The organism is Nonomuraea sp. NPDC048901, assembly GCF_040649695.1.
Classification (GTDB): Bacteria; Actinomycetota; Actinomycetes; order Streptosporangiales; family Streptosporangiaceae; genus Nonomuraea.
On the sequence record NZ_JBEZFW010000001.1, the window covers coordinates 650589 to 667022 of the forward strand.

The 16434-nt window shown below is 70.2% G+C and carries 16 protein-coding genes; 9 read left to right on the forward strand and 7 right to left on the reverse strand.

The features are described from left to right. Positions 1-185: 185 nt before the first annotated feature. Positions 186-839: a hypothetical protein gene (locus AB0C30_RS03200; protein WP_357939018.1), complete on the forward strand. Its 654-nt coding sequence runs from the start codon at positions 186-188 to the stop codon at positions 837-839. A gap of 6 nt (positions 840-845) precedes the next feature. Here AB0C30_RS03200 and AB0C30_RS03205 read toward each other — a convergent pair whose 3' ends face one another. Then, the gene (locus tag AB0C30_RS03205) at positions 846-1808 is read right to left on the reverse strand and encodes a GlxA family transcriptional regulator (RefSeq protein ID WP_357939020.1); all 963 of its coding nucleotides are present in this window, start codon (positions 1806-1808) and stop codon (positions 846-848) included. Between the two features lie 98 nt (positions 1809-1906). Here AB0C30_RS03205 and AB0C30_RS03210 point away from each other — a divergent pair, with 98 nt between their 5' ends. Continuing rightward, positions 1907-2293, forward strand: coding sequence for a hypothetical protein (locus AB0C30_RS03210; RefSeq protein ID WP_357939022.1), 387 nt, complete (start codon positions 1907-1909; stop codon positions 2291-2293). A gap of 41 nt (positions 2294-2334) precedes the next feature. Next, entirely contained in the window at positions 2335-2766 is a 432-nt protein-coding gene (locus AB0C30_RS03215) for a nuclear transport factor 2 family protein (RefSeq protein WP_357939024.1), read from the forward strand. Position 2767: 1 nt separating this feature from the next. Here the strand turns inward: AB0C30_RS03215 and AB0C30_RS03220 are convergent, their stop codons facing one another. After that, a complete protein-coding gene (locus tag AB0C30_RS03220; RefSeq protein WP_357939026.1) occupies positions 2768-3787 on the reverse strand; it encodes a LacI family DNA-binding transcriptional regulator in 1020 nt (339 codons plus the stop codon). 173 nt (positions 3788-3960) lie between these two features. On the opposite strand from AB0C30_RS03220, the gene AB0C30_RS03225 reads away from it, so the two are divergent. Then, positions 3961-4470, forward strand: a complete 510-nt coding sequence (locus AB0C30_RS03225) for a SigE family RNA polymerase sigma factor (protein ID WP_357939028.1) — start codon at positions 3961-3963, stop codon at positions 4468-4470. After that, on the forward strand, positions 4467-5657 hold the full coding sequence (locus tag AB0C30_RS03230; RefSeq protein WP_357939030.1) for a hypothetical protein: 1191 nt from the start codon (positions 4467-4469) through the stop codon (positions 5655-5657). The genes AB0C30_RS03225 and AB0C30_RS03230 overlap by 4 nt, the downstream gene beginning before the upstream one ends. A 15-nt stretch (positions 5658-5672) precedes the next feature. Here the strand turns inward: AB0C30_RS03230 and AB0C30_RS03235 are convergent, their stop codons facing one another. From AB0C30_RS03235 to AB0C30_RS03250, 4 genes are all read right to left on the reverse strand, one after another. Then, complete coding sequence (locus tag AB0C30_RS03235) at positions 5673-6626, reverse strand: substrate-binding domain-containing protein (RefSeq protein ID WP_357939032.1); 954 nt, start codon at positions 6624-6626, stop codon at positions 5673-5675. A 14-nt stretch (positions 6627-6640) separates the two neighbouring features. Next, entirely contained in the window at positions 6641-7591 is a 951-nt protein-coding gene (locus AB0C30_RS03240; RefSeq protein ID WP_357939034.1) for an ABC transporter permease, read from the reverse strand. Then, positions 7581-9077 carry a sugar ABC transporter ATP-binding protein gene (locus tag AB0C30_RS03245; RefSeq protein WP_357939036.1) on the reverse strand — a complete coding sequence of 499 codons (1497 nt, stop codon included), beginning with the start codon at positions 9075-9077 and terminating at the stop codon, positions 7581-7583. The genes AB0C30_RS03240 and AB0C30_RS03245 overlap by 11 nt, the downstream gene beginning before the upstream one ends. A gap of 227 nt (positions 9078-9304) precedes the next feature. Next, a complete protein-coding gene (locus tag AB0C30_RS03250; protein WP_357939038.1) occupies positions 9305-10237 on the reverse strand; it encodes an alcohol dehydrogenase catalytic domain-containing protein in 933 nt (310 codons plus the stop codon). Between the two features lie 387 nt (positions 10238-10624). Here AB0C30_RS03250 and AB0C30_RS03255 point away from each other — a divergent pair, with 387 nt between their 5' ends. Continuing rightward, positions 10625-11656, forward strand: coding sequence for a LacI family DNA-binding transcriptional regulator (locus tag AB0C30_RS03255; RefSeq protein ID WP_357657101.1), 1032 nt, complete (start codon positions 10625-10627; stop codon positions 11654-11656). Positions 11657-11670: 14 nt separating this feature from the next. On the opposite strand, the gene AB0C30_RS03260 is transcribed toward AB0C30_RS03255, so the two are convergent. Then, complete coding sequence (locus AB0C30_RS03260) at positions 11671-13161, reverse strand: alpha-N-arabinofuranosidase (RefSeq protein ID WP_357939040.1); 1491 nt, start codon at positions 13159-13161, stop codon at positions 11671-11673. Between the two features lie 117 nt (positions 13162-13278). Here AB0C30_RS03260 and AB0C30_RS03265 point away from each other — a divergent pair, with 117 nt between their 5' ends. The 3 genes from AB0C30_RS03265 to AB0C30_RS03275 are packed head-to-tail and all read left to right on the forward strand — an operon-like array spanning position 13279 to position 16360. Continuing rightward, complete coding sequence (locus tag AB0C30_RS03265) at positions 13279-14610, forward strand: extracellular solute-binding protein (RefSeq protein WP_357939042.1); 1332 nt, start codon at positions 13279-13281, stop codon at positions 14608-14610. Then, positions 14607-15530, forward strand: a complete 924-nt coding sequence (locus AB0C30_RS03270; RefSeq protein WP_357939044.1) for a sugar ABC transporter permease — start codon at positions 14607-14609, stop codon at positions 15528-15530. Before AB0C30_RS03265 ends, AB0C30_RS03270 begins: the two co-directional genes overlap by 4 nt. Next, on the forward strand, positions 15527-16360 hold the full coding sequence (locus AB0C30_RS03275) for a carbohydrate ABC transporter permease (protein WP_357939046.1): 834 nt from the start codon (positions 15527-15529) through the stop codon (positions 16358-16360). The genes AB0C30_RS03270 and AB0C30_RS03275 overlap by 4 nt, the downstream gene beginning before the upstream one ends. Positions 16361-16434 lie beyond the last annotated feature (74 nt).

Sequence of the window (16434 nt, forward strand, 5' to 3'; positions counted from 1 at the left end):
CGTTGAAGCCGGTTTCGGGGGAGAGGATGACCCCGATGTGCCTTTCGTGGCGATTCAACGGCCAGGTGACTCCGCTGGCCGTAAAGCACGGCCACATCCGGCCGGTGGCGGGGTCATCTGCGCTGATCCTCTTTCGCGGATGATGAGCTGAAGGTCGCAAAGCCGCATGTTGCCCAGGAGCGCCCATGTCCACGATTGAGACGCCGGAATCCCAGCAACGCCCCGCCGAGCCGCCGGTCATCGAAGAGCCGGGCCGCCGCAGGTGGGTGACCGCGGGGATCGGCTCGGCCGTCGCGCTGGTCGCCCTGGCCGCGGCCGGGTACGGCATCTTCCAGACCGTCTCGGCCAAGCCCGCCCAGCCGTACGGCGGGACGCCGCCCTGGTCCATCCCGGACGACCCGGCCCCCGGGATGAAGGCCGCCGGTCTCACCGCCGGGCCGATGGGCACCGCCGAGCACTACCACGCCCATCTGAGCCTCTTCGTGGACGGCAGGGAGGTGGCGGTCCCGGCCAACATCGGGATCGAGGGGGAGGACATGACCCCCGTACACACCCATGACGGCCGCGGCGTGATCCACGTCGAGTCCCGCGCCAAGGGCGAGGTCTACACCCTCGGCCAGATCTTCAAGCAGTGGGGCGTCACCCTCTCGGCGAACCAGATCGGCGCGCTGCGGACCGGCAACGGCAAGGTGCTCACCACTCAGGTCGACGGCAAGCCGTTCACCGGCGACCCGGCGAGCATCGTGATCAAGGCGCACGAGCAGATCTCGCTCGTGTACGGCGTGCCGGACCCGTCCTTCAGCCCGCCGACCAGCTTCACGTTCAAGGCAGATGAGTAGGAGTACTCACGCCGATCGCTGCGTCAGCCGGTAGCGCGACGGCGGGATCCCGTAGCGGTCCACGAACGCCTGCCGCAGCGTCTCGGCCGTGCCGAAGCCGCAGCGGGCCGCCACGCCGGCCATGGGCAGGGTGGTCGAGGCCAGCAGGTGGGCGGCCGCCTCCGTACGGGCCTGCCGGACGAACCGGCCGGGCGTCTGTCCCAGGTCCTTGATGAACAGCCGGGTCAGGTGCCGCTCGCTCACCCCGGCCTCGGCCGCCAGCGTGGCGGTGGTCAGGTCGGCGGCCAGGTGGCTGGTGACGTACTCGGTCACCTGCCTGACCAGCTTGTCCTCGCCCGCCGGCGCGCCGGTGAAGATGCTCATCTGCGCCTGGTTGCCGGGCCGTTGCAGGTAGGTCACCAGGGTGCGGGCGACCTTCCTGGCCAGGTCAGCGCCGTGGTCGTCCTCGATGAAGGCCAGCGTGAGGTCGAGAGCGCTGGTGACGCCGGCCGCCGTGATGACGTTGCCGTCGCGGATGAAGATGGGGTCGGGGTCGAAGGTCACCGAGGGGTGCCGGACCGCGAGGTCGCGCGCCCACTCCCAGTGCGTGGTCACGCGCCGGCCGTCCAGCAGGCCCGTCGCGGCCAGGATGCCGGCTCCCGTGCACACCGACGCGACGCGGCGGCTCTCGCGGGCGAGGCGTCGCAGGTGCGACAGGATCGGCCGGTTCTCCGCCGCCTCCTGGTGGCCGATGCCGCCGACGACGACGACCGTGTCAAGGGGGCCGGTGACGCGTTCGAGGACTTCCTGGGCCTGCAGCGTCAGTCCGGTGCCACAGGTGATGGGGTTGCCGCCGAGGGTGGCGAGCCGCACTTCGTACAGGGGGCGGCGGGCGTGGTGGTTGGCCGTCACCAGGGAGCTGGTGATGCAGGCGATGTCGAGCAGCTCCGCCGCCGCGTATCCGATGACGATGATCCGCCGTACGGTCATGGCCAGACCCTACGTCGGAAGGACCGGGACCCCAAGTTTCCGGACCTGTCGATTTGCCCGCCTTTTGGCGGGGAGACGCGGGGTGGGACAGTCGGCGCATGACACAGAGATCATGGGGCCGATTCGCCTGGCATTACGTGGAGATGGTCATCGCGATGTTCGTCGGGATGTTCGTGCTCGGCTTCCTGTTCGACGCCGTCGGGCTCGGGCTGTCGTACGACCGGGATCCCGAGCTGGCCTACCTGCTCATGGCGTTCGACATGTCCGTCGGCATGGCCGTCTGGATGCGCTTCCGGGGTCACGGGTGGGCCGGCACGCTGGAGATGTGCGCCGCCATGTTCGTGCCGGTCGTGCCGCTGTTCCCGCTGCTGTGGCTGGGGGTCGTCGACGGGATGGGGCTGATGATGGCCGCGCACGTGGCGATGTTCCCGCTCATGCTGCTGGTGATGCTGCGCCGGCGCGACGAGTACGCCCACGCGCACTGAACCGGCTGGCATTTGTAGCAAGCGTTTGGTTGGATCGCCGTATGGACGACCGCGAGATCGCCGACCGCCTCCAGATCGCCGAGGTGCTGGCCCGCTACGCCTACGCCATCGACTCGGGGGACTGGGACCTGCTCGACGAGGTGTTCACCCCTGACGCGGTGATCGACTACCAGACGGCGGGCGGCATCCGCGGCACGCGGGCCGAGGCCAAGATCTGGCTCGCCGACGTCCTGGCCAACTGGCCCGGACGGCTGCACCTGATCGGCGCCACGAGGATCGCCTTCGAGGCCGGCGAGGCCCGCGTGAGCGCGGCGTTCGCCGACACTCTCGCTCCCTCGCGCGAACTGGTCTCCGCCGACAGCAAGGGGCTGATCCAGGGCGGGGGCTGGTATCACCATCGGATGCTGCGCACCGCCGACGGCTGGCGGAGCCGCGAACTCGTCGAGGAGCAGTCCTGGCGCACCATCCAATGAGTCAACGCTGGTCGATCAGCACGGCGCCGGTGCTGCCGCGCGGAGTCAGCCTGGCCGCCTGGTCCTCGAACGGGGGGACGGTCTCGCCCGCGATCAGGGCCAGCAGCCGCTGGGCGGCGTGCGCTCCGTACGCCGGGATGTCCCGGGTCAGCGCGGTGAGCGGCGGGCGGACCACCTGCGCGAGCGGGGAGTCGTCCCAGGCGACGATCGACAGGTCACGCGGCACGTCGAGCCGCATCTCCTGGGCGACCGACAGGCCCGCCACCGCCATGATGTCGTTGTCGTAGACGATCGCGGTGGGCCGCGCCGCCGAGCTGAGCAGCCGCCTGGTCGCCCTGGCGCCCTCCTCGCCCGTGTAGTCGGTGTGCACCGTCACGTGCTCGGCCGCGCCCGCGCACGACTCCGCGAACGCCCGATCGCGTACGGCCGTGTGGACCAGGTCAGACAGTCCGGCGACGCGGGCGATGCGGCGGTGCCCGAGCGCGACGAGATAGGCGATGGTCTCGCGGATCGCCTCGCCATCGTCGGACCAGACCGCCGGCAGCGGGCCCGACTCGGCGGGATGGCCGATCACCACGACCGGCATGCCCAGCTGCTCCATGGCGGGCACCCGGGCGTCGGAATAACGCAGGTCGACGAGGAAGGCGCCGTCCGTGCGGCTCTCGCCCCACCAGCGCCGGTAGACCTCTATCTCCTGCTCATGGTCGGCGACCACCTGGAGCATCAGGGCGTACGAGTGGTCCGCGAGCTCGCCCTCGATGCCGCTGATGAGCTCCATGAAGAACGGCTCGACGCCCAGGAAGCGCGCGGGACGGCACAGCGCGAGCCCCACGGTGTGGGCCCTGGCGCCGTTCAGCGCGCGGGCGGCGCTGTTGGGCCGCCAGCCGATCTCCTCGGCGATGGCGACGATCCTCGCCCGGGTGGCCTCCGACACCCCCGGCTGACCGTTGAGCGCGTAGGAGACCGCCACCTTGGAGACTCCCGCCCGGCTGGCGATGTCGGCGATCGTCGGTCTCTTCACGAAACCCTCCTGTGAACCGGTTATCTTCCCAAACTCTAGGTCACCTACTCCAATTGTCAGTGGCCCCGTCAAAAACGCTTATCCGGTTCAGTCAGAAATAGTTACTCGGCAGAGGCATAGCGCGGCAGGCTCCCCGGCGTCTGAGGGCTGATATCAACCCTTTGGAGGTGATCGTGGACGCTGCGGACGAGCAAGGCTTCCGCGAGTTCGTCTCTGCGCGCTCTCCCGCCCTGATGCGGCTCGGCTTCCTGCTCACCGGTGGTGACCAGCACGGCGCCGAGGACTTGGTCCAGACCGCACTGACGAAGCTGGCGGCGAAATGGCAGCGGGTCGAGGCGCCCGAGGCGTACGCCAGGCAGATCATGTACCGCCAGCAGGTGAGCTGGTGGCGCGCGGCCAACCGGCGCGGCGAGATCGTCCAGGCGGCCCCGCCAGACCTGCCGGGAGCGGACCGCACGCACCAGAGCGAGCTGCGCATGGTGCTGCGCGGCGCTCTGGCCAAGCTCACCCCGAAGCAGCGCACGATACTCGTGCTCCGCTACTTCGAGGACCTGCCCGACCACCAGGTCGCCCGCGAGCTGGGGTGCTCGGTCGGCACGGTCAGAAGCACCACGCACCGATCACTTGCCCGGCTCCGGCTGATCGCCCCCGAGCTGGCCATGGAACTGGAGGCCGCGACATGAGCCGACTGCTTCGCGACACCCTGGAGGAGTGGGCCTCGGAGGCGCGGGTCCCGCACGACCTGGCGGACCGGGCGCTACGGAGGCGCGCCTGGCTGCCCATCGGCGCGACGGTGCTGGCGGTCGGGCTGGCGGTGGCCGTCGCCGTGTTCGCCTTCGGCCTGCGGGGCGACAACACGACCGTGCGCCCGGCGACCGACGGCGTGAGTGTCCCGGTCAGGCCGACGGTGACCTCGACCGACGTACGCGGCGACGAGGAGAACGCGCCGCCGCGGAAGCTGGTCGCGGCCGGGAACGTGGCCTTGTCCGCGTACTACGTCACCAAGACCGAGAAGCTGGAGGGCAACTGGGTACGGGACCGGCGCGTCTGGTCGCTCTACGACCCGCGCGATGACACCTATGAGCAGACCCCCTGGGCCTGGGTGGACGTGGCGCCGGGACTCCAGCTCGCCGCGGTGGTCGGAGGCGACCTGATCGGCAAGCAGGTGGGCATCCTCGACATGAACACCCGGCAGGTAAAGGCCTGGATCGGGCTGGAGCACGCCGTCGGGTCCGTGGTCTGGTCGCCCGACGGCACCAAGGTCCTGGCCACGGCCTACTCCGAGTACCCGGAGCGGTGGCAGGTCTTTGGGAAGGACGCCAGGACGATGACGATGCCCAAGTCCACGCGGATCGGCTATTACGTCATCGACGTCGCCACGGGTAAGGCCGACTACCACGCGCGCGAGCCGTTGGATGACAACGCGTCTCCGGGCAACATTGGCGCGCGCCAGGACCTCGGCTGGAGCCTGGACGGGTCGATGCTCTGGGAGCCCACCGACACCATGCCGGACAAGCTCTGGCTCGACCTCGACGGCGAGCGGCGGGAGGCGCCGGCCGATCGGTACGTCGATTACACGGGCTGGTCGAAGGTCTCGCCCAACGGCAAACTGGTTCTCGGCCCCAACGGCCTGCCGACCCGCATCACCGACCAGTCCGGAGCGGTCGTCGGCGAACAGAAGGTGCTCCAGCTGCTCGCCTGGGCCGACAACGACAACGTGGTCGCGCTCGGTTGCGCGAGGAAGTGCGGGAACGAGTTCGACAACGGTCTGGTGCTGGTCAGCGTCGACGGCTCCCGGGTGACCCGGCTCACCGGTAGCCATGACAGGAACAACGACCCCTGGAACTGGGTCCTCACGCCCAGAAACTAGCCATCTGGACGCCGGTCAGTCGATCTTGAACTCGTCGACGTTCTCCGTGGTCGCGACCTTCACCGGCACGGCCACGGTCTTTTCGATCTTCTCGCCCTTGGCGGCCTTGACCGCGGCGGCCACCGCCTGCTGGCCGAGCAGCGCGGGCTGCTGGGCGACGCTGGCGTTCATCGTGCCCGCCTTGACCGCCTTCAGGCCGTCGGGGGTGCCGTCGAAGCCGACGACCTTGACCTCCTTGCCCGCCTTGGCGCCGAGGGCCTTGATCGCGCCCAGCGCCATCTCGTCGTTCTCGGCGAACACGCCGTTGATGCCGGGGTTCGACTGGAGCAGGTTCGTCATGACGTCGAGGCCCTTGGTCCGGTCGAAGTCGGCCGGCTGCTGGGCCACGACCTTGATGTTCGGGAACGCCTTGATCCCCTCGGTGAAGCCCTGCCCGCGGTCGCGCGCGGCCGAGGTCCCGGCCACGCCCTGCAGCACGACGACCTGGCCCTTGTGGCCGAGCAGCTCGGCCAGTTCCTGGGCGGCCAGTTTGCCGCCCGTCACGTTGTCGGAGGCTACGGTCTGCGTCACCTCGGCGCCGTTGACGCCGCGGTCGGCCGCGATGACCGGGATGTTGGCGCGTTGCGCCGCCTTCGCCGCGGGCGCCGCCGCGTCGGAGTCGACCGGGTTCAGGATGATCGCCTTCATGGCCTGGCTGGCGAAGTTCTGGACCTGGTTGACCTGCTGGGAGGCGTCGTTCTGGGCGTCGGTGACGGTGAGCGTGGCGCCGACTCTCTGGGCCTCGGCCTGCGCGCCGTCGCGGAGCTGGACGAAGTACGGGTTGTTCAGCGTCGACACGGTCATGCCGATCTTGACGTTGGCTCCGCCCGGTGAGGCGGAGCTGTTCGAGCCTGACGGGCCGGCGGAGCCACAGGCGGTGAGGCCGAGCGCGAGAGCGGCGCCGGCTATGACGAGCGCGGGAATCCGCATGATCTATCCCTTTCCTATGACATCCCCCTGCGCCGCAGGGTGTCGACGAGGACCGCGAGCGCGATGACCACGCCGATCACGACCTGCTGCCAGAAGGCCGAGACGGAGAGCAGGTTCAGGCCGTTGCGCAGGACGGCCAGGATGAGCGCGCCGACGAACGTGCCGAGCGCCCGGCCCTTGCCGCCGGACAGGCTGGCGCCGCCGATGACCACGGCCGCGATGGCGTCGAGCTCGTAGCCGGCGGCGGCCTGCGGCTGGGCCGAGGCAAGTCGGCTGGCCAGGACGATCCCGGCGACCGCCGCGAATGCGCCGGACAGCGCGTACGTGATGAGCTTCTGCCGGGAGACCTTGATGCCCGACAGCCGGGCGGCCTCCTCGTTTCCGCCGATGGCGTACATCGCGCGGCCCACATAGGTGCGGTTGAGTATCACGGCCGCGAGGGCGCCCATGACCAGCATCACGAGGACGGGGACCGGTAGGTAGCCGCCGATGGTGTCGCCCAGGTGGGAGACCGCGTCCGGCATCGGGATGGGGCTGCCCTGGGAGATGACCAGGGCCAGGCCGCGGGCGATGCCGAGCATGGCCAGCGTGGCGATGAACGGCGGCAGCTTGCCGTACGCGATGAGAGCGGCGTTGACCAGGCCGCACGCGACGCCGACCACCAGGGAGACCACGGTGGCCAGCGGCCAGGGCAGGCCGGGGACGGTGGCCGTCCACGCCAGGACGATCGCGGAGAGCGCGGCGACGGACCCCACCGACAGGTCGATGCCGCCGGTGACGATGACGAACGTCCCGCCGAAGGCGAGGATCGCGGTGACGGCCGCCTGTACGCCCACGTTGAGCAGGTTCGTCACGCTGAGGAAGTCGGACGACAGCAGCGACAGCGCCACGACCAGCACGACCAGCGCCACGAGCGCGCCGTTCTCGGCCAGCCAGGACCGCCGGAGGAAGACGTTACTGACCACGGGGACCCGCCACCTCGGCGACCGCCAGCGCCATCACGCCGTCCTGGGTGGCCTCGGCCGCGGACAGCTCGCCGACCAGCCGCCCGCGCGCCATCACCAGGATCCGGTCGCTCATCCCGAGCACCTCGGGCAGGTCGCTGGAGATCATGAGCACCGCGTGCCCCGACGCGGTGAGCTGGTTGATCAGCTGGTAGATCTCCACCTTCGCGCCCACGTCGATGCCGCGGGTCGGCTCGTCGAGGATCAGCACCCCCGCGTCGGCCTCCAGCCACTTGCCGATGACGACCTTCTGCTGGTTGCCGCCAGAGAGCGTGCGTACCTCCTGGGCCAGGCCGGTCATCCGGATGCCGAGCTGTTCCGCGACCTCCGCGGCGGCCCGGCGCTGCCCGCCGCGGTCGACGAATCCGGCGCGGGTGGCCTCGCGCATGGTGACCAGCCCCAGGTTCTCGCCGATGTCCGCGCCCAGGACCAGCCCTTGGCCCTTCCGATCCTCGGGGACCAGCCCCAGGCCGGCCTCCATGGCCGCGACCACGTCCCCCGGCGCGGGCCGCCGGCCGCGCACGGTGACCTCGCCGGTGTCGTAGCGGTCGGCGCCGAACACCGCCCTGGCCACCTCGGTACGACCGGCGCCCACCAGCCCGGCCAGGCCGACCACCTCACCCGCGCGCACCTCGAAGGAGACGTCCTCGAAGACGCCCTTGCGGCCGAGCCCGGTGACCCTGAGCAGCGGCTCGCCCGCCTGGCCGCGCCGGCGCGGGAACTGCTGGTCGATCGGGCGGCCCACCATGAGGCGGACCAGCTCGTCCTGGGGCGTGTCGGCGGGCACCTCGCCGACCGAGCGGCCGTCGCGCAGCACGGTCACGCGGTCGCCGATCTCGGCGATCTCCTCCAGGTGGTGGGTGATGAACACGATCGCCACCCCGTCCTCACGGAGCCGGCGGACGATCGAGAACAGCTTCTCGACCTCGCCGGTGGTGAGCACCGCCGTCGGCTCGTCCATGATCAGGACGCGGGCGTCCAGGGCGAGCGCCTTGGCGATCTCCACCATCTGCATGCGCGCGATGCCCAGCCGGGCGACCGGCGTACGCGGATCGACGTCCACGCCCACCCGCGCCAGCAGCTCCACGGCCCGCTCGTGCATCTTCTTGGTGTCGACGAAGCCGAAACTGCGCGGTGGCCGGCCCAGCGACAGGTTCTCGGCCACGCTGAGCTCGGGGACCAGGTTGAACTCCTGGTAGATGGTGGCGATGCCGAGCCGTTGCGCGTCGCCGGCCGTACGGATGTGCACGACTCGCCCGTCGAGCAGCACGCGGCCCTCGTCCGGGTGGTAGGCGCCGGAGAGCATCTTGATGAGCGTGCTCTTGCCCGCGCCGTTCTCACCCAGCAGGACGTGCACCTCACCGGCGCGTACGGTCAGGTCGACGCCGTCGAGCGCCAGCACACCCGGGAAGCGTTTACGCAGGCCCTCGGCCCTGAGAAGCTCCACTCCACGATGGTGTCCGCCACCGCGCCGACCATTCCGCGAACGCGCAGGTAAAAGGCAGGTTTTTACGAGGAAAGTACCCGTCTGGCACGGTGGCCGCTCATGTCAGCCTCGGTACGAGCCGACGCGCGGCCGTCGAGGTTGACCATGCCGTGGACCGCGACCCGGAGCCGGGACACCGGCGGGTAGCGGGACAACGGCGGGTCGGCTGGGCACATGGTTGCCACCTCTCAGGGGATCAGGAGGGCCTTGACCGGGGTGGTGTGGCCGTTCATCAGAGTGGTGAAGATGTCGGCGCCCTGGTCGAGGGGGTAGGTGTCGGTCCAGCTGAGGTCCCATCCGCCGACCAGGTCGATGGCGGCGGTGAAGTCGCCGTTGCCGTAGGCGAAGGAGCCGAGGACGCGTTTCTCGGTGCGTACGAGGTCGGTGGCGTCGAAGCCGGGGTCGGCGGCGGCCAGGCCGAGCCATACCGTCACGCCGCCGGGGCGCAGGTGGGTGAGGGACTGCTCGTGCGTGGCGGCGGCGCCGACGGCGTCGAAAATGACGTCGTACTCGCCGGTCAGCTCGGGGCCGGTGGTGGCGCCGAGCCGGGCGGCGATGGCCAGGCGTTCGGGTGCGCGGTCGGCGACATGGACGGACGCGGCCTTGCCGGCGAGGGCGGTGTGGAGGCAGGTGAGCCCGATGGCGCCGGCGCCGATGACGCCGACACGGGCTCCGGCGGGGTGGCCGGCCAGGCGCCAGGCGTGCACGGCGTTGGCGGCGGGCTCGACGAGGGCGGCGGCGGTGCGGCTGACGCCGTCAGGCAGGGGGATGACGGCGGCGGTGGGTACGGCGACGCGTTCGGCGAAGCCGCCGGGCCGGTGAATGCCGAGGATCTTCCGGTTCCGGCAGATGTTGGGCTGCCCTTGGGCGCACAGGTCGCAGGTGCCGCAGGCCAGGATGGGGTTGACGATGACGGCCTGTCCGTCGTCGGTGTGGCCGGTGAACTCGTGTCCCATGATGAGGGGCGGCACCCGGAAGCCTGGTGTCCTGACGCCGTGCAACTCGCTGCCGCAGATGCCGGACGCGGCCACGTGGACGAGCACCTCGCCGGCGCCGACCACGGGCTCGGGCACCTCGCGCAGCTCCACGACGCTCGGACCGGTGAACACCAGGGCCTTCACGCGCGCCCCTCTCTTTTCCGTATTTCGTCTATTCCGTATTACGGAATGCCATTCCGAATCAGCGCTAGCAGACCATTGCCGGGAAGGAGGTGTCAAGTGCCGGGCGACTCAGGACCCGCTCAGCCGTCGTCTTCCTGCTGCCGACCGCTCCGGCGGACGCGGTGGCACCGCAGCGCCGGCACCACCTTCGGCTTCCAGATGAACCGTCCGGCGGGCAACACTGCGACCCCGTCCGGATACACCTGCGCGTCCCCTTGACCACCCCGAATCGTTGACGGGGGCGCAGCCCATCCCGCGCCGCGCCCCCGTTCGCGTGTCCACACTGCGGTCAGCGATCCACACCTGCGCGACCTGCCTGTTAGCGTTATCGCGGAGGTGGTGATCCGCATGGCTGGGGGATCGGACGGCAAACCGCGCACCAGGCCCGCCGTGCTCGGCGATGTGGCCGCGCTGGCCGGCGTCTCGGCGATGACGGTCTCGCGGGTGCTCAACGCGCCCGACCGGGTCCGCGCCGAGACCAGGGAGCGCGTGCTGGCCGCCGTGCGCGAGCTGGACTACTGGCCCAACTCGGCTGCTCGCCAGCTGGTCACGGGCCGCTCCGGCGTGCTCGGCGTGGTCAGCATCGACACCACCCTGTACGGCCCGGCCTCGACCCTCTACTGCATCGAGCAGGCGGCCCGGCTGAGCGGCTACACCGTGAGCATCGCCAGCCTGAGCCTGCTCAACCGCAAGTCGATCGAGGAGGGCGTGCACCGCCTCCGGTCCCAGTCCGTCGACGGCGTGGTCATCGTCGCGCCCCACGAGTCGGCGGTCGACGGGCTGCGCTACCTGCCGCCCGATCTGCCGGTGGTCGCCGTCGACGCGGGCAAGGAGGTCCCGGTGCCGGTGGTCATGGTCGACCAGCGGGCGGGCGCCGCGCGGGCGACCCGCCACCTGCTGAGTCTCGGCCACGAGACCGTCTGGCACCTGAGCGGGCCGGTCGACTGGATCGACGCCAGCGGCCGGATCGAGGGCTGGCGAGGAGCCCTGGAGGCCGAGGGCCGGCCGGTGCCCGAGCTGTTACGCGGCGACTGGAGCTCCCGCTCGGGCTACCAGCACGGCAGGCGGCTGGCCGCCGACCCCTCGGTCACGGCCGTCTTCGCCGGCAACGACCAGATGGCGCTGGGCGTCCTCAGGGCGATGCGCGAGGCCGGGCGCCGGGTGCCGGAGGAGGTGAGCGTGGTCGGCTTCGACGACATCCCCGAAGCGGCCTACTTCTGGCCCCCGCTGACCACGGTCCGGCAGGACTTCGGCGAGGTCGGTCGCAACGCCTTCCACCTGCTGCTCGACCAGATGGCCGGCACGAAGCGGGAGACCCAGCGGCTGGTGGAGCCCGAGCTCGTGGTCAGGGAGAGCACGGGCGCCAGCCGTACGAGGTGATCAGCCAAGAGTGATCAGCCGAGGCGGATCACGTTCCAGGAGACAGGGGGCAGCAGCACGCGCAGGGGATCGTGCTGGACGTCCGGGTTGGTCCGAGGGGCGACCGCGTCCGGCGCCTCGGCCGTGTTGCGCGCGTAGACGTCGGGGCCCGACAGCGTGGTGGCCTCGACGACGCGGACGTCGCCCAGCGACCGCGCGTCGATCTCCAGGGAGAGCGGCTCGTCGGTCGAGCGGTTGACGGCGAAGATCACGGTCTCGTCGCCGGAGTGCGTGGCGACGGCGTGCAGCAGCGGCACCTCGCCGTACTCCTTGGTGTCGTGGCTCGGAGAGGTCGCCTCGACGCGGAGCACGTCGCCGGCGGCCAGGCGGGACGCCTGCGCGAAGGGGTGGAAGGTGGTCTGCTTCCACGCCGATCCGCCGGGCGAGGTCATGATCGGTGCGATCACGTTGACCAGCTGGGCCAGCGAGGCGGAGGTCACCCGGTCGCTGTTGCGCAGCAGGGTGATCAGCAGGCCGCCGAAGGCCACCGCGTCCGCCAGGTGGTAGTGGTCCTCCAGCAGCGGTGGCGCGACCGGCCAGTCCCGTGGCGGCTCGGCGGCCTGGAAGCGGGACAGGTACCAGACGTTCCACTCGTCGAACGAGAGGTTGATCTTCTTGCGCGACTTCAGCCGGGCTCCGACGCTGTCGGCCGTGGACACGACCGACTGGATGAAGTACTCCATGTCGGTCGAGCAGGCCAGGAAGCTCGCCAGATCGCCGTCCTTCTCCTCGTAGTAGGCGTGGCAGGAGACGTAGTCGACCACGTCATAGGTCTCCTCCAGCACCGTGGCCTCCCACGCGCCGAAGGTCGGCATCGACGAGGCCGAGCTGCCGCAGGCGACCAGCTCCAGATCGCCGTCCACCATGCGCATGGCGCGGGCGGTCTCGGCGGCCAGCCGGCCGTACTCGCGGGCGGTCTTGTGGCCGGTCTGCCACGTGCCGTCCATCTCGTTGCCCAGGCACCACATCCGGATGCCGTGCGGCTCCTTGGCGCCGTTGGCGATCCGCAGGTCCGACAGTGTGGTGCCGGACGGGTGGTTGCAGTATTCGAGCAGGTCAAGGGCCTCGGCGATGCCGCGCGTGCCGAGGTTGAGCGCCATCATCGGCTCCACCCCGGCCTTGCGGCACCAGCGGACGAACTCATCCACCCCGACCTCGTTGGTCTCGGTGCTGTGCCAGGCCAGGTCCAGCCGCCGGGGCCGCTCGGCGACCGGCCCGATGCCGTCCTCCCAGCGGTAGCCGGAGACGAAGTTGCCGCCCGGATAGCGGACCGTGGACACGCCCAGCTCGCGGGTCAGGTCGAGCACGTCCCGGCGGAAGCCGTCCTCGTCGGCCGTCGGGTGGCCCGGCTCGTAGATGCCGGTGTAGACGCACCGGCCCAGGTGCTCGACGAACGTGCCGAAGGTGCGGCGGCGTACCGGGGCCACGCGGAAGGCGGGGTCGATCGTGAGATGTGCTTCGTGCACTGTGCAGACTCCTCGGAAGTGATGCCTAGATTGTTAGCGCTCTCATAGACCTGGTCAAGGCTCTTGACAGCTCACGTGTTACCGCAAACACTCGGGTAACCCGAAAAGAGGCCGCTCATGGAAGGTCCCTCGTCCGTCTCCCGCCGCCACCTCCTCGGTGGCGGCCTCGCTCTTCTCGGTGCCGGCGCGGCCGGCTGTGCGATCCCCGTCGGCCTGGGCTCGGCCCAGCGGCGGGTCCGCTACTGGCACTTCCTCGGCGCGAGCGACGGCATCATCATGAACCGGATGGTCGGCGCGTTCGCCAAGGCCAACCCCGACGTCTTCGTCGAGGAGAACGTGCTCGCGTGGGGCGAGCCGTACTACACGAAGGTCGCGATGGCCGGAGCGGGCGGGCGCTCGCCCGACCTGGCCACGTTCCACCTGGCCCGCCTGTCCGGGATCGGCGCCGGCCGGATACTCGACCCGATCAACGTCGACCTGCTCGCCAAGAACGGCCTGCGGGCCGCCGACTTCAGCCCGCCCATCTGGGAACGCGCCCACGTCAACGGCGAGCTGTACGCCGTGCCGTTCGACGCCCATCCCATGGTCCAGTACTACAACACCGACCTCTCCCGCCGGGCCGGCCTGCTCGGCGACGACGGCAAGCTGAAGCCGACCACCGGGACCGACGAACTGCTGGCCATGCTGCGCAAGGCCAAGGACGCGCTCGGCGGCAAGCCGCCGCTGGTCTTCGACGCGCTCGGCCTCGGCACGGTGGGCCCGTGGCGGGTGTGGGAGTCGCTGTACGCGCAGAGCGGCGGCACGCTGGTGTCGGACGACGGCACCCGGATCACCCTCGACGACACCAAGGCACTGACCGCGCTGCGGTTCATGCGCCAACTCGGCCAGGAGGGGCTCTGCAACCCCAAGACCGACTACGGCGCGTCCGTGGCCGCCTTCACCAACGGCCTGGCGGCCTTCCTGTGGAACGGCGACTGGGAGACGACCGGGCTCAAGGAACGCAAGACGCCGTTCAGCATGGCCCGCTTCCCCAGTGTCTTCGGCAGCGGCGCGGCCCAGGCCGACTGCCACTCGTTCGTGCTGCCGCACCAGCGCAACCGGGACCCGGAGACCGAGGCGGCGACCTACCGGTTCATCGCCTACCTGGTCAAGCACAGTGCCGACTGGGCGGTGGCCGGGCACGTGCCCGCCTACCTGCCCGCGCTTGAGGAGCCCGCCTACCTGGCGCTGCAGCCGCAGTCGGAGTACCGCTCAGTGATCACCGAGGTCGCCCTGGACCCGAAGGTGTGGTTCGCCGGGTCCGCGTCGCGGCTGTGGATCGAGTTCGGCGGCGCGTTCTCGCCGGTCATCAGCGGGGCGCGGACGCCCGAGCAGGGCCTGGAGACGGCCAAGCAGGCGCTGCGCCGGCTCATGTCAGCCCCGAACCCCTTCCCCGCCAAGGAGGGATGATGGCCACCACTGCCGCCGCTCCCGTCACCACCACTCCCGTCGCCCACGTCCAGGTACGGCGCCGCTGGACCCAGCACGGACTGCTGTTCGTCGCGCCCTTCCTGGTGATCTATGCCGCCTTCCTGGTGTGGCCGACCGTGCTCGGCCTCCGGATGAGCCTGTCGAGTGTCAACATCGCGGGCGGCAACAACGAATTCGTCGGGTTCGCCAACTACGCCGAGGCGTTCGGCGACCCCAGAATGTGGCACTCACTGTGGAACACCGTGGTGTTCACCGTGCTGAGCACGATCCCGCTGGTGCTGCTCGGCCTGGGATTCGCCCTGCTGGTGCACAACCTGCGCTTCCTGCAGTGGCTGTGGCGGCTGTCGTTCTTCGGGCCGTTCCTGCTGCCGTCGGCCGTGGTCGCGGTGCTCTGGCTGCAGATGATCTATCCGCCCGAGTACGGCCTGCTCAACGGCACTCTGGGCACCGACGTCCTCTGGCTGGGCGACCCGGGCGTGGCGATGTGGTCGATGGTGCTGACCACCGTCTGGTGGACGGTCGGCTTCAACTTCCTGCTCTACCTCGCCGCCCTGCAGTCGATCCCCCAGCACCTGTACGACGCCGCCGCGATCGACGGCGCGACGGCGTGGACCAAGCTGCGCTCGATCACGCTGCCGCTGCTCGGCCGGACGACCGGGCTCATCGTGATCCTGCAGCTCCTCGCGTCACTGAAGGTCTTCGACCAGATCTACCTGATGACGAACGGCGGCCCCGAGGAGGCCACCCGGCCGATCATCGAGTACGCCTACGAGGTCGGCTTCTCCGGCTACCGCATCGGCTACGCGTCGGCCATCACCTACATCCTCTTCGTCCTGATCGTCATCGTGTCGCTGGGGCAGCTCCGGCTGCTCCGCAAGCGCGAGGAGGCCCTGTCATGACCAAGCGGTTCAGCCCCTCCCAGATCATCCTGCTGGTCGTCGCGGCGGCGCTCGCCATCGTCTGGCTCGCGCCCCTCGCCTGGGCCGTCGCCACCTCGCTGAAGCCCGAGAGCGAGACCACCAAGCTGCCGCTCCAGTGGTTCGGCAGCGAGCTCACCCTGGACGCCTACCGGCTGGTGCTGGCGACCGGCGGCATCGTCAAGTGGGCGATCAACTCGACGGTCACCGCGGTCGTCGTCACCTTCATGACCGTGCTGTTCTCGGCGATGGCCGCGTACGGGTTCGCGCGCACGCAGTTCCGCGGTCAGCGGGTGCTCCTGGCGGTCATCCTGGCCGGGATCATGGTGCCGCCGCAGGTGCTCATGGCGCCGCTGTTCGCGGAGATGGTCTCGCTCGGGCTGGTCGACACCTGGTGGTCGATCATCCTGCCGCAGGTGGCGGCGCCGCTGATCGTGTACATCCTCTACAAGTTCTTCCAGGACGTGCCGCTGGAGCTGGAGCAGGCGGCCTTCGTGGACGGGGCCGGGCGCTGGCGGGTGTTCTTCACGATCGTCCTGCCGCTGTCGCGCCCGGTGCTCGCGGCCGTGTCGATCTTCACGTTCATCACTACGTGGAACAACTTCCTCTGGCCGTTCCTGGTCTCGACGGACCCCAACACGATGACGCTCCCGGTCGGCCTGGCCAACGTGGTGCAGGGCACGTTCGGGCTCCGGTACGCGCAGATCATGGCCAGCGTGGTGCTCGCCGGGCTGCCGCTGCTGGTGGTCTTCGTCCTCTTCCAGCGCCAGATCATCCGAGGAGTCGCCCACACCGGCCTGGCCGGTCAGTGACACCGGGTATCCCTCCGGGGCAGCTTCTTCCGCTCCCGGAGGGACCTCAGCCGCGACGTACCGGTTTCTTCCGC

Bases quoted from the DNA above. Each gene is read 5' to 3' on its own strand.
- AB0C30_RS03255 (WP_357657101.1), top strand. From the start codon at position 10,625: ATGGCTGGGGGATCGGACGGCAAACCGCGCACCAGGCCCGCCGTGCTC.
- AB0C30_RS03270 (WP_357939044.1), top strand. From the start codon at position 14,607: ATGATGGCCACCACTGCCGCCGCTCCCGTCACCACCACTCCCGTCGCC.
- AB0C30_RS03210 (WP_357939022.1), top strand. From the start codon at position 1,907: ATGACACAGAGATCATGGGGCCGATTCGCCTGGCATTACGTGGAGATG.
- AB0C30_RS03275 (WP_357939046.1), top strand. From the start codon at position 15,527: ATGACCAAGCGGTTCAGCCCCTCCCAGATCATCCTGCTGGTCGTCGCG.
- AB0C30_RS03235 (WP_357939032.1), bottom strand. From the start codon at position 6,626: ATGCGGATTCCCGCGCTCGTCATAGCCGGCGCCGCTCTCGCGCTCGGC.
- AB0C30_RS03200 (WP_357939018.1), top strand. From the start codon at position 186: ATGTCCACGATTGAGACGCCGGAATCCCAGCAACGCCCCGCCGAGCCG.
- AB0C30_RS03230 (WP_357939030.1), top strand. From the start codon at position 4,467: ATGAGCCGACTGCTTCGCGACACCCTGGAGGAGTGGGCCTCGGAGGCG.
- AB0C30_RS03215 (WP_357939024.1), top strand. From the start codon at position 2,335: ATGGACGACCGCGAGATCGCCGACCGCCTCCAGATCGCCGAGGTGCTG.
- AB0C30_RS03265 (WP_357939042.1), top strand. From the start codon at position 13,279: ATGGAAGGTCCCTCGTCCGTCTCCCGCCGCCACCTCCTCGGTGGCGGC.
- AB0C30_RS03205 (WP_357939020.1), bottom strand. From the start codon at position 1,808: ATGACCGTACGGCGGATCATCGTCATCGGATACGCGGCGGCGGAGCTG.